A 16,366-nucleotide genomic window follows, 5' to 3' on the forward strand; every position below is an offset into this window, starting at 1 on the left:
CAAGGAACAGAGTCATGCAGAGTCAAAAATTGTTGCTTAAATTAAAACAGGCCAGTGCGGAAGCTAAAAAAAACAACTATATAAAGTCCATCTCTTTATGCAAAAATATTATTAAAAAAGAACCGAAAAACATTGCCGCCTATAAGTTACTGGCAACCAATTTTATTAAATTAAATCGCCTTGATGAGGTAGAGTTAACCCTTAAAAAAGTGCTCAAATTAATTACTGTAGAAGCGGAAAAACAGCCCTTGCTGCATTTACTTGGTTGTAATTATATTCACCAAGAGCAGCACGAAAAAGCATTAACTATTCTAGAGGCTCTTTTCAATCAAACTGGCGATAGCAAAGTATTGCTAGATATTGCCTTGGCTTATTCAAATCTGGGCCAGTATGAAAATGCACGGGCAGTCTATTTAAAGTTAATCGAATTAGAGCCCAATAACGACCAAGCAAAATTTAATTTATATCCGATTCTTTTACATTTAAAAGAGTATCAAGATGCTTGGGTCTGCTTCCATAGTCGCTTACAACGTGCCGAAATTAAAGAACAAGTGCATTGGTTTGCGCCTGCATGGAATGGTGAGTCGCTCGTAGGTAAAAACATACTGATTTATCCAGAGCAGGGAATTGGTGATAATCTCGCCTATACGGGCTGTTTTGCAGAGGCGATTGCTGATGCTAATAAAACCTATATAGTTTGTGATAACCGTTTAAAAGCCTTATATCAACACAATTTTCCAACGGCAAATATTCTCTCCTACGCCGATGTCAATCGAGAGCAGGCGGTTAATGGGGAATTAGATTTACAAATTTTAGCGGGATCATTATCTTACCTTTATCGATTATCGGAACAATCATTTTCTAAACAGCGTCATTTAAGCATCGATAATAGTTTAAGGGAGTCAATTTCGATTCGCCTTTCCAAAAAAGATTACGTATTGGTATATCATGGTTTCACGGCCGCATGAATGACGGTAACAAATTTTCAATGTACCTTGAAGAGTTATTGCCATTACTTAAGCACGAAGATATCGAATGGGTTAATTTACAATTTGGTGAATACCACCAAGAGATAGAAAATATCAAAGCGAAACATGGTATCACGATTACCCATTTTGAAGACTGTTCAGCAGCTGGGGACTTTGAGCGTTACGGTGCGTTAATTGCTAATTTAGATCTGGTCATTTCAGCTAGTAACGCCGCGTTAATGCTAGCGTCAAGGTTAGGCATTAAATCGTGGATGTTTTTGCCAACCATAAATCAGTTAAATCATCCTGATAGCTACCTCGATTCTCATTGGACTAAAAATTGCCGCCTTTTTTATCAAAATAATGATAAAGATTGGGGGGGAGTGGTTCAGCAATTTTGTGATGCGATTAAACTCTTGAAGTAAGTGGTCATGCTATTGTGACCACTTGCTTTTACTGTTGTAAGTTAATACTGTATTTTAATCTAAATGAGTTGTTGTCAATTTCTTTCAGTGTATCGTCAAGCTCTTGCAAGCTGAAAAATAGTCGAGTTAAAAACAGATTATCATCAATGCTGTTTTGTAACATGACAAAAGGGTAACTGGCTGTTTGGTCTATGTTAATCGTTAAAATTCTACTGTTATTTTTTCCAAAGGCAATAACGCCATCCGTTGCCCCTATTCCACTTTGACTACTTTGTAGTAATGAGGATGCCTGCGCATGGTTAATGTGAGTATTTGCATCAAGTTGGTAACGTTCATATGCACAGCCTCCATTTTTGCATTCATACCACAACTCTTTATGTTTTTGCGGTATTAAGGTAATAGTACCCAAACGAATAGAGCCTTTAATACTTGCACTCAGGGTGATATTTGCATCGTAGCATAGCTGCTGTGTAGTGAAGTCAATATGCCACGCTTTTTCTATTTTCCCTAATGTCTTTAAAGGAATTACTGCACTTAGAGTTATGCCGTTTTCTGTCTCTTGCAGCTTATAATCGCTCACGTTACATAAATCGGTTATACGGCCACCTTCTGCATAATCGATAACCGTCGTTCCAGTGTAATAGTCAGCACCATGATGAATAAAGTCTAAATCACCATGCATGACGGTGCCGATAGCTTGCCGTTCACCATGATGGATAATTGATTTTAAACAGAGTCCTTTGAGTGTTAGAAAAGTAAAACTTAGCCCATCTTTACTGATGGTTAATTGCTGTTTTTCATTCGTTACTGAAATATCATTAACAACGTGCAACAGTGATTTTTTTAGCTCTTCATTTGTTTTTAATGGCCGTAAAAAATCTAAGGCATCAGCCCATTTTTTTAGGGTTATATGCGTGCGATAATCGCTGCCCCAATATTGTAGAAGTTTTTTCCAATCATTTGTATTGGTCGATGATTTTATAGTGCGAAAATAGTTATAACATAAGTGATTAATGTAGGTCGCGCCACGTCCACAGGCAGCCCAGCGGCTCAGTGAATACTTTTGCTGTTTCTTGACGATAACAGGTGTGCAATTTGAAGTTAGTGTCAGATTGATGTCAGCACGTAAATGGTCTATAAGCACTTGAGATGGTAAAACAAAGTCACCGATAAGTTTAAGCTTTTCAATCGTTTCTAAGATGATTTGCCATTCATTGTGAGCAATTAACGCTTCCGTTTCAAATCGCCCCGGTCGATAATTAAACACCTCTAAATCAGAAGTATAAATAGGTAGTGCTTGGTAGCCTTTTGTTATGTAATAAGTTATTTGTGCTAAATAATCCTCTGCAATATTTTCACTATGTATTACTCGTTGAAATTTTTGAAAAATAATACTATCTGTCCATAGCAGAGGCAGTTTTTGTTTCAGGCCGGATGCTATAACCGGGGTAAATGCATAACTTTTTTGCCACTCTTTATGTTTGGTAAAGGCATTATTCCATTCCATCACAATACCGACATAGCCAGCTTCATAATAAATATCGACCATTGATTTGGAAAAAACTTGCTCGTTAACATAGGCAAGGCTAGGTGTTATACCTAAAATCTGTTGATACACCTCTCTGCCAATTTTCTGGTTGGCAATATTGACTTCATAGGGAACCAGAGGGCCGATTATTTGCATATAACCACTGCCGATAAGCTCAATAAGATTTTGCGCGTGAAGCGCTTTGAATTTTTCAATCCACAGGGGGCGATACAGGGCAATTTTTTCTAAGCTATAAGCGCTTAGCTCTAATCCCGTTGGGGTCTTACTCTTTTCGATAAATGTTAAAAGAGGAAAATAGCATTTATCAATCACTTCAGGAATGCTTTCTTCTTCAACGGCTGAAAATGCCAAATTGCCGTGATAGATTTTATATAAGCTAGTCATTGTAATACTTTGTAATGTTTAGGATGACCATTGCATGCTATGTCGTCAACAGCAAAAGTGATAGTGTCATATACTTGGTCAACAAGTTGCTGTAAATGCTGGTAGCTATCCGCTTGAATAATAAATACGCCGATTCGTTGCCCATGGTTACGTATAATGGGGATTTCTGCGCCTATTTGGTAATTAAATTCAAGCTTTTTTAGTTGTGGAATTTGTTTGGCTTGCTCAATTCCGTATATAGAAGTTAATTTTCCTGGGGGTAAAAAGAAGTATCTATTAGCAACTACATTATTTGTTTTAGGGGTAAGTTCAGATAAATCGACAGGTTCGCTTAAAGCAATTTGAATTGCACTTTTAATATAATTAATATCGTGGGCTAATGGTACTAGGCTTGCTGAAAAATCTCCGCCACTTAAACGAGAGGCTACTTCAATAATCATCGCTTTATTATATTTAGTTGAATAAACTACATCACCTTTCAATACACCATTGTTAATCTTTAATGTATCCACAACTTTTTCGATAAGCGCACATATCTCGTCGTATTTTTCATCTTTGATAGCACTTGGTTGCCACCCCCCATTTTCCATAATATAAGGATAAAAATGTCGAGTATCATTATAAACTCTATCTGCAAAACCAGGGTGATAACATTTTCCATTATAAATAATAGTTTCTGTGCTTATTTGATTACCTTCAATGTATTCTTCGATAAGTACCTTACCACTCTTTGAGTTTTGCTGTGCATGCATATAAAGGTCTTTTATGCTGTTTTTATCACTACAAATACTCACTCCTTTAGATCCCGCTGCATCAATGGGTTTAATGATAATACTTTGGCATTGCCAAGCTTGCCAAAATGTATCTATCTCCTCACTATTTGTGATGAGTGCATATTGTGGAATGGCAATATTATGTTGGGCAAATTTCTCTTTCATTAAAAATTTATTAGTAGTAATTTCTGCTGTTTCAAAGCTCGGTGCTACCCATGAAAATGGTTTCGCTATGCTGGCAAGAAGATGAGGGACATCGCTTCCCATCGTTAATATGCCAGCTAGATTTACCTTGTTGGCGATGAGTTCTTGACAATAAGCGATGACATCTTGAGTGTTACTGAAATTAATTGCTTGTGCATAATCGGCTATTTTTAGTCCGGGAGCTTCTGGATTTCCGTCAACTACTACGGTTAATAAGCCCATTGAATGGGCCGTGTTAATCATAAACAGCTGATCATTGCTACCGCCTAATATTAGTATTGCTTTTTGTTTCATGATAAGAGCTTTCTGCTGTTAAGTTGTTTGATAATTGAAGCACAATCGATTTGTTCTAATTTAGACAGATATTCTTTATCGCCCGTTGAAGTGTAGTCATTTTCAATTGCTATGCGTATAAGTGGCGTAGAAAGAGCGTTATCTGTAATTAACTCACTAACAATTGAACCAAACCCAGCCTCTTTTACATTTTCTTCTAATGTTACGACAAAGGGAGTGTTTTTGATTAATTGCTTAATGGATTCTTTATGGAATGGTTTAATCCATCGAACGTTAACAATACCTACAGATTTACCCAGTTGTGTAAGTTTTTCCCTCAACTCTATCGCAGTGGTTAAACGATTGCCTACGGATAAAATGTATCCATCATTGCCTTCAAAAATAATTTCATTCTGCTCAATGGGCTGTTTCTGCAAATATTTCTGTTCATCGCTTCTAATAGCTTCATAGGGGTGTAATATTATCATCGGCTTAGTTGCGGTATGAGCTCGTAATTCAATCATTTCTTGCAGGTCTCGACTACTTCCTGCATAGAATATTTCCAGATTTGGCAATCCACGTAGATAAGATAAATCGTAGATGGCATGGTGTGTTGGGCTATCAAACCCAGCAAAGCCAGAACGAGACGAGATAATAGTAACAGGTAAATTCATAAAGCATATATCGTGGAATATTTAATCCATGGCCCGTTGCATAAAGGTAGATTGATAGCATAAAAACACTTTTTTATGGCTCATTGCTAAACCTGCAGCCATACCTGCCGCTTGCTGCTCGGCCATGCCAACATCAATACTATTTTCTGGAAAATCAATAAGTAACTTATCCAATCCAGACGCATAGGGGGTTGATGGCGTTAATGCAAATATACTTTGATCATTGCTTATTAATCGACTTAGTGTATTGCCAATTACTTCTGTATAGGATTTGCCTGCTGGCGTTGGAGAGGTACTGGCGCCATCAAGAGGGTCAAAGGGCATTGAGAAATGCAGTTTGTACGGGTGGTTTTTAGCAATATCTAAGCCTTTACCTTTGACTGTTTTAACATGCACGATAGTTGTTTTATTTTGTAATGCGTGTTTAGCTTGTTGTAATACTTTGATGCTAGAGGCTAAATCATGGCCATCTCCGATGTGGAAATAATCGAAATTCATCGCCTTAAAATAATCAGATGCACTTTGTTCATTAGCCAAAATATGGTTCACGCTGCCTACATTTTTAGGGATAGACATACCATTATCGTTAATGATAATAAGTAGGGGAAGTGGGCTTTGTGTTGCGTAATTAAGACCTTCAAAGGTCATTCCTTCAACAAACGCACCATCCCCGACGATGGCAACAGTGATACAGTCACTGTTACTTATTTTATTCGCATAGGCAATTCCTGTACCGATAGAAACTGCGGTGCCGCCATGAGATGCATCTAAAATATCGTATTTACTTTCCTTTGGGCAAATAAAACGAGACATTCCTCCGATGGAATTTAAACTTGGAAAAAGTTCGGCTCTACCCGTTAATAATTTATGTGTATAGCCTTGATGACCCACATCAAAAAGTAATTTATCTTTTTGTAAATCAAAAACATAATGAAGGGCAATGGTTAATTCAATAACACCCAAATTTGCACCGATATGCCCACCAGTTTTTGATACGTTGGAAATTATGAATGTGCGAATTTTTTCTGCTAGCTCATTAAGTTCATTTAAGTTTAAATTGCTTATTGATTGACTTGTTGGCATGTTTTTCAAATGGTATTCCTTTATTTCTATGTTATGGTTCGTAGCGATAAAAAAATAATATAGCTATAGGTATAGACCACCATTTATTTTAATGGTGTGGCCAGTTGTGTAGTTTTGTTTTGTTGAAGTTAGAAATAGGCACGCTTCAACAATATCGTCCATATCACCAGCTCTTTTTAATAAAACTTTATCTAAATACTCTTGCCCTGCTTTACCTTCTAGTTCTTTTTCAGTCATTTCAGTTTTGATAATACCAGGAGAAATTGCGTTAACTAAAACATCAGGCGAGCCATACCTTGCTAATCCTTTTGTTAATGTTTGTATTGCACCTTTAGAGGTTGCGTAATGCAAGGTTTTCGGTCCTCCATAATCACCTGAAACAGAAGATATGTTAACAATGCGCCCCCATTTGTTTTCAATCATAAGAGGCATAAATTCTTGGCTACATATAAATACCGATTTTAAATTGACGTTCATTAATAGATCCCATTCATCATCATCGATTTCCCAGAATGTTTTTTGTCTATTAATACCTGCATTATTAATTAGAATATCTAATTTTCCGAATGTTTCTAAAATGAATTCTTTCATTTTAATAACTTCTTTTCGTATAGAAACATCTGCTTTAAAAGAAACTGCAATTCCACCAAATTGATTTATTTCATCAACGGTATTTTCTGCTTGTTTAGGAGAGTGATTGTAATTGATGATAACCTTATAGCCTTGCTTAGCGAAACCAATAGCAATGCTTCTCCCGATACCTCGACTAGAGCCAGTTACTAAAACTACTTTATTGTTATTTTTCAAAATATTCTCGTTTTATCTGTATATTATTGATTGCGAGCAAAAATAATAGTGTTTGCACCAATAGGATCATCATTAAAATGAATTTTTCCTGCTTTTAACCCTGTTATACGTTCAATAGCAAAGTATTGAGAAACCAAATCAGTCAGTTCTTTTAAGGAGTATTCATAGATATGTTGTGGGTTAACGCATTTACTTGGGCATGAGTTTTGAGGGGTGCTAATAATTAAATATCCCCCATCTTTGATTACTCTTTTTAATTCGCGTAACGTTTTGTGAGGCTCAACATGCTCAATTGTTTCCATACTTAATGCTACATCAAAAGTATTATCGGGAAATGATATGTTAGTTATGTCTTCCTGTTTAAAGGCAATATCTTGGCAATGCGCTAGTGCAACTATATTTTTTTCTATTTGTTGTTTATCATAGTCCGCTGCTACTATTTGGTAATTTTTTCCACTTAATTTTTTTGAACCATAGCCTGTTCCACAGGCTATATGAGAATTTTCCCTGAGGTTATTCCTTTGCTATTCATGAACTCCTCGGACAAATCATAGTGATAAGTTAATTGGTCTCCCGATAGTATCTGTTTGTCACCAGATACTTCTTGCCTTTCGCTGAACATAACTTGCTTCATATTTTCTCGATATTCTTCAATATCTTCGATATCAAGTTCATCTTGTGGAGTGAAATATTTGCAGTTAAATTCGGGGCGTCTCATTAATAAAAATTTAGGGTGGATCTCATGTATATTAGGATTTTCAATCTCACCCGAGTTTAATATATTGTTTAATAAAATTAATGCACTTGGCTTATATACTTCGCAGGTAAAGTGGACGGGATAATCATCTGGGAATTTTACACAATCATAGTTATTTACTTTTGCTAATTGATAAATTTGTTGGAAAAGCGATATGTCAAACTGAAAATTTAATGCGTTAAGCCGTATAAAATGCTCATTATTGAGTGATTTTGTTGCTTTGATGATACGTAAGAGCGGGCTACTATCATGTGCATATACAATTATTAAATCTTCAAAGTGGGATTTGAGTTTATTTAACTCCCCTTGTGCATCATATTCCGGAGCCACAAGAATGACATTGGCCTCCTTAAAATTATTGTAGATTCTTTTTATGGTCCAATACACAGCAGGGTAGCCATTAATTTCATTCATACAATGTTCGATGTCACCAGCCCATGATCTTGAGCTTGCTTGAACTACAAAATTAATCATTATTTTATTCCTTTATTTTTGTTGCAACGCATAAAATTGATTTAGTACCGCCTTTGATTAACGAAGCCAGCTTCCACTTTATCTTATTTGGTAACTTCCACCAAAACCAACTTTTCTCTATTAATCCTGGCTCTATAAACACGCATTCAAGCCCAAATAATAATAATGAATTCTTTAGCGTTTCAGGTGAATAGGGTTTAACGTGAGTTGGGTCATTGTAAAAGTTTTTGTAATCCATTTTCCAATTCGGCGTTCTTATAAAAACTAGTCCATCTACTTTCAAAATTCTTTTTATTTCTTTAAATATATTTTCAGGTTTTTGGATATGCTCAATAACGGCATTTAGGGTAACAAAATCGACACTATCATTGTCGTGTGAAAGTGAATCTTTCTCAATATCGAAATTAGGGTAATCATATGGAAATGAATTGATATTGATACTGTGGCAATATCGGCTAAATCCTTGATCTCCGCTTCCTAAATCAACATTAACACCTTGAAGCGGTTTGTTGAGAGCTCGAGTTGCCACTCTGTTATAGGTACTAAAAAGACGCTTATTGAGATGCTCTGACTGTTTGTTTTCCTGCGCATGGTTTGATGCGTATTGGGCTTTAAGATCCATATCCAACCTTTTTTTGAATAATGTCTATTATCATATTTTTACTAACAATATTATTTGTTATCGGTTTTATGTGTAGAAATGCATTCATGTTATTGATATCACTTTTCATGATTCGTTGTGCAAATTTATTTTTTTTGAAAAACTCACTTGATTGCCAATGGTTATTATTTAAACAGATATGTAATGCTGGGATTTGCATGGTTAATAACTCATAGGCTGTTACCCCAAAAGCGATAATGCCGAAATCAATGTGTGTTAAAAAATCTGCCATATTAGTAATATTGGATTTTATCGATACATTTTCAGCTGAATTTTTAATAACGCAGTAGTCTGGGTGATTAGGAGGGATGACTACAGTTATATCTATTTCATTTACTAACGTTAGCAGTTGTCTTACTATCGTTAAGGTTAAATTGTTCGGATCAGTGCCACCCATCATCACTAAGATATTTGGTTTTTCATTTTTAACTTTTTTATGCTTTTGATAAAACTCAGGGCGTAATAACACATACTCTAACCCTTGTTTAATTTTTCCTGTAAACCCACACCAATCTAAATTATCGAGTTGTGCATGGGGAGGGTAAAAACAGAGGTCGCATGCTTTGCGGTAATCACTGGGTTCATCAATAGCGACCGTAAGTATCTTTTGTGCTTTTAATTGCATGATAGTGTTTATCGGTAAACCATCACGCACATCCCCAATGAATACATTAACCTTTAGTTGTGAACTTAATGTTAGCAGCCAGTGGTCATAGTTAAATGGCGTAGGGGCAATGTGTACTTTAAAGCCTTGCTCGGTTACTTTATTTATTCCCAGCGCATGGTTTTTCATGGCAAAAAACACTTGATGCCCTTTGTCTTTAAAGCTTTGCGCCAGTACTAAACAGCGTGTGACATGACCAAGGCCTATCTCAACAGATGCATCGCACCTTATTAATATATTAAGCGGATTCAAAGCCATCTCTAATTTCTTTAAAAGGGCGTAAACCATCGCTTGGATCTGCTCGCCAAAGCCTATCTGCCTCTTCACTTGGCGCCGCTTTTTTCACGCCATCACCATCGGCTTTTATACCATCTTTTACTAGGGTAATTGTTTGCTTGATATTATCAGGTAACCAGCAGTGGCCTGCTGAAAACTCTTCCCCTTGGCCGTCTAAATCGAGATGAAATTCAATCGCACTGGCACCCCATTTATGGATAGCTCTTAATAGTACTGCTGGGGATACGCTGTGATCAGAGAGTCCAACTGGGCAATCAAATGCCTCTTTTAAGGTGTGAATAGCTTTAACATTGGCTTCTATAATAGGGGTCGGATAACCAGAAATAGCATGTAACAGCGTGAGTTTCGCACTGCTATTTTTTCTAAATATCTCTACGGCATGTTTTATTTCATTTAAGGTTGCCATACCCGTGGATAGAATAAGATCTTTTCCCGTTTGCGCGCAGGCAATAATTAGTTCATCCCACAGTAGTTCATAGGAGGCGATTTTATAAAAATCGACATAAGGTTCAAGTTCTGTGACTGCCTCTAAATAAAAAGGAGTACAGGTGAACTGCATGCCCAGTTCGTGTGTATATTTGGAAAGCTCAGGAATAAAAGTAACGGGAAGTTCCCACGCTTTGCGGTCACGGTGCATTGCACTTTTTTGTAAAATTTCGGGGGCAAATAGCTGCTCTACTTTGAAAAGCTGAAATTTTACGGCATCGCAGCCAATCGCTTTTGATACTTTAATAAATTCTTTGGCGCGATCAATATTCTGGCCATGGTTACTGGAAACCTCTGCGATAAACATCGGTGTATTACTAGCCATTAAATTTTCCCTCTCTGTTTGAGTAGTTGAAACATTAGCTCCGCTTGCTCCCAATCTTCAGGGGTATCGATATCTTGGACTAAATAGCGTGGCAGAATGATCGGGATGCTACTGTGGCTAAATGCGATATCAGGTGCGTCCAGTTTTAAATTTTGCCAATAAAATTGTCCTGCATCTTGATATGCAGTTTCTAGATCTTGGCTACGGGTCATGAAATGTTCAGGTGTAAACATTTCACATCTTCCTGTTTTTGTTATTTTAAATGTTCTTTGAATAGGGAATGGCATGCTAGTGGCGCTGAAGGCTAGTTGTGCCGAACTGTTTTTAAGTTTTTGATAACCTTCCTGCAAAAATTTTACTTGTAGTAGCGGAGCGGTGGCATAGATAGTACAAGCGTAATCATAGGATTCACCCTGCTGTTGTAATATTTTTAATGCATGGTTAATAACTGCGCTGGTTCCAGTATAATCATCTGCTAGCTCATTCGGGCGAATAAACGGAATTTCTGCCCCATAACGTTGGGCTATATCAGCTATTTCTTTATCATCTGTGGAAACAATAATGCGATCAAAAAGTTGCGAGGCGATAGCAGCTTCGATTGAGTAGGCAATCAATGGCTTGCCACAGAAATTTTTAATGTTTTTATGTGGGATACGTTTACTGCCACCTCGAGCAGGTATGATCGCGATATTCATGATAATACTCTTGTTAAGCTGCTAATCACGGTATTTTGTTCTGTTTTATTAAGTTGCGTATGTAAGGGAAGAGTGAGTGCTCTGGCGTAATATTTTTCTGCCTGCGGAAAATCACCCGCCGTAAATCCCAACTGTTGATAATAGGGCTGTAGATGCACTGGAATATAGTGCAGATTGACGCCGACTCCCGCATTTTTTAATTCATCAAATATTTGACGATGGCTTTTATTTATTTTATTTAGCTCTAATTGGATGATATAAAGATGCCAAGATGAATCTGCTTGCTGCATCTGTTGAGGTAGCATAATCGGCAAATCAGAGAGCTGTTCATTGTAATTTTCCGCTAACTGTTTACGGGCAGATACAAACTCATTTAAGCGTTTAATTTGACTAACGCCGAGTGCCGCTTGTAAATCACTCATGCGATAGTTAAAGCCTAATTCAAGCTGTTGATAGTACCAATCACCATGTGGTGGTTCACTCATTAGCTGTGTATCTCGTGTGATACCATGACTGCGTAAACGCTGCATTTTTTCCGCTAATCTTTGGTTATTGGTGGTGGCGATCCCCCCTTCTGCAGTCGTGATAATTTTCACTGGGTGAAAACTAAATACGCTGATATCGCTGTATTGACAATTACCGATGGGCTGATTTTGATAAAATCCACCAATGCCATGGGAGGCATCTTCAATAATAGCAAAGCCATATTCTAAGCTTAGCTGGTGGATTTTCTGCATATCACAGGATTGCCCGGTCAAATGAACAGGAATAACCACTTTAGGTAAACAGCTATTCTTTTTTGCCGCTATCAGTTTTTCTTCAAGCTGCAGAGGGCAAAGGTTATAAGTGACAGGATCTATGTCAACGAAATCAATGCTTGCACCGCAATATAAGGCGCAGTTTGCTGAGGCAACGAAGGTAATGGGGCTAGTCCAGACATGATCACCTGTCCCGACGCCGAGTGCTAAGCATGCGATATGCAGTGCAGAGGTTGCCGAGTTAACTGCCACGGCATATTGGGAAGATGTTACCGTTTTTATTGCATCTTCGAATAGAGGTACTTGCGGTCCTTGGGTTAGAAAGTCTGATTGCAAAACTGCAATGACCGCATTGATATCTTGTTGGTTAATATCTTGTTTACCGTAGGGGATCATGGTTGACTGCTATATTGATTTGTCAAATTTGATAATATCTTCAACACTTAAAAAGTGAGGATTATTACCAGAGTGAAATTCGTAACCTTGCTTAACCTCTTGACCATGCTCGCCAAGCAGGTTAATGGCATAGTCATTTTCACAGCCAAAAAATTGAATACTGGGTTTGAGCAGATAATGGTCGGTAAATTCTAAGGTGAGGTGCGACTCATCCGCAGGGCACATGATTTCATGAATTTTTTCCCCTGGGCGAATGCCTATTATTTTTATCGGTAAATGCGGCGCGTAAGCCGTTGCAAGGTCGATAATATTAATAGAAGGTATTTTTGGTACAAAGATCTCGCCACCATGCATACGTTGGAAATTTTTAAGTACGAAGTCGACACCATCTTGTAGCGTGATCCAAAAGCGAGTCATCTCTTTATGGGTAATAGGGATATGGTCGCAACCATCGGCAATTATTTTTTTAAAGTAGGGTACTACACTGCCTCGCGAACCCGCCACATTACCATAACGGACCACTGAAAATAGGGTCTCATTTGACCCGACAATATTATTTGCAGCGACAAAGAGCTTATCTGAGCAAAGTTTGGTTGCACCGTAAAGGTTAACGGGATTAGCGGCTTTATCGGTGGATAGGGCGATAACTTTTTTTACGCCATTATCAATGGCCGCTTTTATCACGTTTTCAGCGCCTAAAATGTTAGTCTTAATGCACTCCATCGGATTATATTCCGAGGCGGGGACATGTTTCATGGCTGCTGCATGGATCACGTAATCGACATCAGACATAGCACGTTGTACTCGTTCTGCATCCCGGACATCACCAATAAAATAACGCATACAAGGCTGGTTGAAAATTTGCTGCATCTCGAATTGTTTTAGCTCGTCACGAGAAAAGATAATAATTTTTTTCGGCTGGTAACGTTCGAGTAATGTTTGCACATACTTTTTACCAAAAGAACCGGTTCCGCCAGTAATGAGTATTGTTTTATTATTGAACATAATCGACCTTTAGGTAGCTGTTAGTTACTTATTTATATACGTTTTTCTTATAGGCATTAAGTTTGCCTTTATTGCGTTTTAGAGACAAGGCTTGTTCTTTGAGCATTGTCTGTTTTTGCGATGCAACTATCTGTAATTGCTGTAAAAGCGCTTCTAACTTTGCTAACTGAGGAAGGAAATCCTGCAAAGCTTGTTGTGTCTGAGTATCTAGCAAAGAATACATTTTTGAAGAAAAATGCTTTTCTAATAATTGAAACTCATCGATATTATTTTCATTTAAACAAGCGTTGAGTTGTTGTGTTAACACAAACAACTCATCTAATTTAGATTCGATTGCATTATCCATTATCTATACTGCTGACGAATTTCTTGAGGGATTGCGTCCCATCCAGATTTTATTTCTGAAATTAAAGTGCCGACTTCCGTCAATAGCTCTGCTTTATTTTGTATATTAGCCTGGGTAACCTGTGAAATCATATAGGAATATAAGTTAAAAAGGTTGTTAGAAAGCTCCCCCCCTTTTTCCATATCTAAACTATCCTGTAATTCACCGATTAATCCTATTACTCGGTTCAATAATTTGTTTTTATTTTCTATATCCTTGCGCTCTATAGCTCCTTTCGCAGCAGCTAAATTGCCTAGAATATGTTGCATGACTAATGATATCAAAGTATGTGGATCAGCCTGTTCAATTTGGGATAAATTCGAACTTTGATATTTCTTAATAGAAAGACGCGTCATATTTTCTGTTTCCTTGCGACTACTTTAAATTTAATGCTACGTATACTGCTAAATATACTCGTTACTAATGAAAATGCATCTTATTCAAGATTATGTTGTGTTGTTTGACGCTTTTTTAACGTTAATTTGTCAATATTACGCCGCTTTAATCTGACAAATAGTTTAGCAAAATGTATACCAACCTTAAAAAATCTAATGGAAAACTCGATTGTAATGGTTGTTTTTTTCGTTTTGATTGTACCGTCAGAATCTGGGCATCGTCATATAATTGACAATAATCGTTTTTTTATTTATCTAATTTGCGTTAAAATGGTTCGCTACATGCTCAGCCTACTATAGGCTTAACGAGTCATATCGTTTAATTTTAGAAGTGAATCTTATGGAACAGCGATCTCCTATCTATATAGTGGGTACTAGTCAGGCACAATATGATACTTTATCTACCGTATTAAATTTTGTCGGTGAAAATTGTTTATCTGTTATGCAAGCGGACTTATTAAATCAGATTAATGAGCGCGCTCCGCTATGTATTATTCTTGGAGATGTCAATGCAGCTTCTATTGAACTGCTTGATGCCTTTCCTAATAACGCCTTTTTGACGTTATCGGGTGAAGACAATCAGTCCAGCAATCACATTGGCGTATTAGAGTTACCCGTTGAGTACGCCAAATTAATGCAATTACTGCATCTTTGCCAGTCCTTTAATGGCTCAGATAAAAAACTACAAAAAGCCAATAAATACTTACTGACATCCTTGGTTGGACGAGGAGGGCGCATTCAAGAAGTGCGTTATTTAGTTGAGCAAGTTGCTGATAGTAAAGCAAATGTATTAATTCTTGGCGAATCTGGAACGGGTAAGGAAGTGGTCGCTCGTGCTATTCATGAAATATCTAGCCGTAAAAACGGGCCTTTTGTCCCGGTCAATTGTGGGGCTATTCCTGCTGAGTTATTAGAAAGTGAATTATTTGGTCACGAAAAGGGCGCTTTTACGGGGGCTTTCTCTGCACGTAAAGGTCGCTTTGAGCTGGCTGAAGGTGGAACACTATTTTTGGATGAAATTGGTGACATGCCAATGCCAATGCAAGTTAAGCTATTACGTGTACTGCAAGAGCGAACCTTCGAGCGTGTTGGTGGCACTAAATCACTACAGGCTGATGTTCGCGTTGTCGCTGCCACGCATCGTAATCTTGAAGAGCTTATTGAAAAAGGCGAATTTCGTGAAGATCTCTATTATCGCTTAAATGTCTTCCCCATCGAAAAACCGGCATTGCGCGATCGTCAAGAAGATGTCCCATTATTATTACAGGAACTTTTATCACGTTTAGAGAGCGACCATAAGGCGAGCCTACGTTTTACACAACGAGCTCTTGATTCTCTGATGCAACATAATTGGCCAGGCAATGTACGAGAGTTATCTAATTTATTAGAAAGATTACTTATTTTACATCCTAATCGTATTATTGATTTATGCGATTTACCAATAAAATACCGTCATGTTGATGCGCAAGGTGAATTTGTTGAAACTATTCAATATAGTCCTGAGCAAGAAGCGATTGCTGAACGTGATGCGTTAATTGATATGTTTGGCAATTCACCCGTGACGGCAGAGGAAACTGAAAGTTTTGATGAGTCGTTAGGATTCCTCGGGCAGTTGCCACCCGATGGTATGAACTTAAAAGATAAATTGACGGAATTTGAAATTGAGATGATCCGTCAAGCTTTAGATAGTCAAGATGGTGTTGTATCGCATGCCGCCGAACTGCTGTCGATGCGTCGCACTACGCTAGTTGAAAAAATGAAAAAATATGGACTAAGTAAGGAAGGCTAAGCAAGCGAATTAGCAGATTACAAGCCCGTTATAATATATTATCTCGGGCTTTTTTTATCTTCTAACAAGCGTCATTTTTACGACGCGCTTATTGTTAAGTTGTTGTTTTTAATTGTGATTTATGTTTTGGCATAAATAG

The 16,366-nt window shown here is 37.5% G+C and carries 17 protein-coding genes and 1 pseudogene; 3 read left to right on the plus strand and 15 right to left on the minus strand.

What is annotated here, in order from left to right; genetic code table 11:
• The first annotated feature begins 14 nt into the window (after nucleotides 1–14).
• Together AB1A03_RS07415 and AB1A03_RS07420 are read left to right on the plus strand one after the other, a co-directional pair.
• Complete coding sequence (locus AB1A03_RS07415; protein WP_354624019.1) at nucleotides 15–968, plus strand: tetratricopeptide repeat protein; 954 nt, start codon at nucleotides 15–17, stop codon at nucleotides 966–968.
• Nucleotides 965–1,393, plus strand: coding sequence for a hypothetical protein (locus AB1A03_RS07420; RefSeq protein ID WP_354624021.1), 429 nt, complete (start codon nucleotides 965–967; stop codon nucleotides 1,391–1,393). Before AB1A03_RS07415 ends, AB1A03_RS07420 begins: the two co-directional genes overlap by 4 nt.
• A gap of 28 nt (nucleotides 1,394–1,421) precedes the next feature.
• Here AB1A03_RS07420 and AB1A03_RS07425 read toward each other — a convergent pair whose 3' ends face one another.
• From AB1A03_RS07425 to fliS, 15 genes and pseudogenes are all read right to left on the minus strand, one after another.
• Nucleotides 1,422–3,326 (minus strand): polysaccharide deacetylase family protein, encoded by a 1,905-nt coding sequence (locus AB1A03_RS07425; protein WP_354624022.1) that lies wholly within the window; start codon nucleotides 3,324–3,326, stop codon nucleotides 1,422–1,424.
• Nucleotides 3,323–4,597, minus strand: a complete 1,275-nt coding sequence (locus AB1A03_RS07430; RefSeq protein ID WP_354624023.1) for an ATP-grasp domain-containing protein — start codon at nucleotides 4,595–4,597, stop codon at nucleotides 3,323–3,325. Before AB1A03_RS07430 ends, AB1A03_RS07425 begins: the two co-directional genes overlap by 4 nt.
• Entirely contained in the window at nucleotides 4,594–5,064 is a 471-nt protein-coding gene (locus AB1A03_RS07435; protein ID WP_354624188.1) for a transketolase C-terminal domain-containing protein, read from the minus strand. The genes AB1A03_RS07430 and AB1A03_RS07435 overlap by 4 nt, the downstream gene beginning before the upstream one ends.
• A pseudogene (locus AB1A03_RS07440) lies at nucleotides 5,056–6,333 on the minus strand (1-deoxy-D-xylulose-5-phosphate synthase); the annotation flags it as partial. The gene AB1A03_RS07435 and the pseudogene AB1A03_RS07440, both read right to left, overlap by 9 nt.
• A 63-nt stretch (nucleotides 6,334–6,396) precedes the next feature.
• Nucleotides 6,397–7,140 carry an SDR family NAD(P)-dependent oxidoreductase gene (locus AB1A03_RS07445; protein WP_354624024.1) on the minus strand — a complete coding sequence of 248 codons (744 nt, stop codon included), beginning with the start codon at nucleotides 7,138–7,140 and terminating at the stop codon, nucleotides 6,397–6,399.
• A gap of 23 nt (nucleotides 7,141–7,163) precedes the next feature.
• Nucleotides 7,164–7,634, minus strand: a complete 471-nt coding sequence (locus tag AB1A03_RS07450) for a class I SAM-dependent methyltransferase (RefSeq protein WP_354624190.1) — start codon at nucleotides 7,632–7,634, stop codon at nucleotides 7,164–7,166.
• Nucleotides 7,631–8,371: a hypothetical protein gene (locus AB1A03_RS07455; RefSeq protein WP_354624025.1), complete on the minus strand. Its 741-nt coding sequence runs from the start codon at nucleotides 8,369–8,371 to the stop codon at nucleotides 7,631–7,633. Before AB1A03_RS07455 ends, AB1A03_RS07450 begins: the two co-directional genes overlap by 4 nt.
• A gap of 4 nt (nucleotides 8,372–8,375) precedes the next feature.
• The gene (locus AB1A03_RS07460; RefSeq protein ID WP_354624026.1) at nucleotides 8,376–8,993 is read right to left on the minus strand and encodes a methyltransferase domain-containing protein; all 618 of its coding nucleotides are present in this window, start codon (nucleotides 8,991–8,993) and stop codon (nucleotides 8,376–8,378) included.
• On the minus strand, nucleotides 8,983–10,023 hold the full coding sequence (gene pseG, locus AB1A03_RS07465) for a UDP-2,4-diacetamido-2,4,6-trideoxy-beta-L-altropyranose hydrolase (RefSeq protein WP_354624027.1): 1,041 nt from the start codon (nucleotides 10,021–10,023) through the stop codon (nucleotides 8,983–8,985). Before pseG ends, AB1A03_RS07460 begins: the two co-directional genes overlap by 11 nt.
• Complete coding sequence (locus AB1A03_RS07470; protein ID WP_354624028.1) at nucleotides 9,935–10,804, minus strand: N-acetylneuraminate synthase family protein; 870 nt, start codon at nucleotides 10,802–10,804, stop codon at nucleotides 9,935–9,937. Before AB1A03_RS07470 ends, pseG begins: the two co-directional genes overlap by 89 nt.
• Complete coding sequence (gene pseF, locus AB1A03_RS07475) at nucleotides 10,804–11,499, minus strand: pseudaminic acid cytidylyltransferase (RefSeq protein WP_354624029.1); 696 nt, start codon at nucleotides 11,497–11,499, stop codon at nucleotides 10,804–10,806. Before pseF ends, AB1A03_RS07470 begins: the two co-directional genes overlap by 1 nt.
• Nucleotides 11,496–12,653, minus strand: a complete 1,158-nt coding sequence (gene pseC, locus AB1A03_RS07480) for a UDP-4-amino-4,6-dideoxy-N-acetyl-beta-L-altrosamine transaminase (RefSeq protein ID WP_354624030.1) — start codon at nucleotides 12,651–12,653, stop codon at nucleotides 11,496–11,498. The genes pseF and pseC overlap by 4 nt, the downstream gene beginning before the upstream one ends.
• A gap of 9 nt (nucleotides 12,654–12,662) precedes the next feature.
• Nucleotides 12,663–13,658, minus strand: coding sequence for a UDP-N-acetylglucosamine 4,6-dehydratase (inverting) (gene pseB, locus AB1A03_RS07485; RefSeq protein ID WP_354624031.1), 996 nt, complete (start codon nucleotides 13,656–13,658; stop codon nucleotides 12,663–12,665).
• Between the two features lie 28 nt (nucleotides 13,659–13,686).
• Entirely contained in the window at nucleotides 13,687–14,004 is a 318-nt protein-coding gene (locus AB1A03_RS07490; protein WP_354624032.1) for a hypothetical protein, read from the minus strand.
• Entirely contained in the window at nucleotides 14,004–14,399 is a 396-nt protein-coding gene (gene fliS, locus AB1A03_RS07495; protein WP_354624033.1) for a flagellar export chaperone FliS, read from the minus strand. Before fliS ends, AB1A03_RS07490 begins: the two co-directional genes overlap by 1 nt.
• 379 nt (nucleotides 14,400–14,778) lie before the next feature.
• On the opposite strand from fliS, the gene AB1A03_RS07500 reads away from it, so the two are divergent.
• A complete protein-coding gene (locus AB1A03_RS07500; RefSeq protein ID WP_354624035.1) occupies nucleotides 14,779–16,227 on the plus strand; it encodes a sigma-54 dependent transcriptional regulator in 1,449 nt (482 codons plus the stop codon).
• The last annotated feature ends 139 nt before the right edge of the window (nucleotides 16,228–16,366 follow it).

The organism is Psychromonas sp. MME2, assembly GCF_040566515.1.
In the GTDB taxonomy this organism is placed as follows: Bacteria; Pseudomonadota; Gammaproteobacteria; order Enterobacterales; family Psychromonadaceae; genus Psychromonas.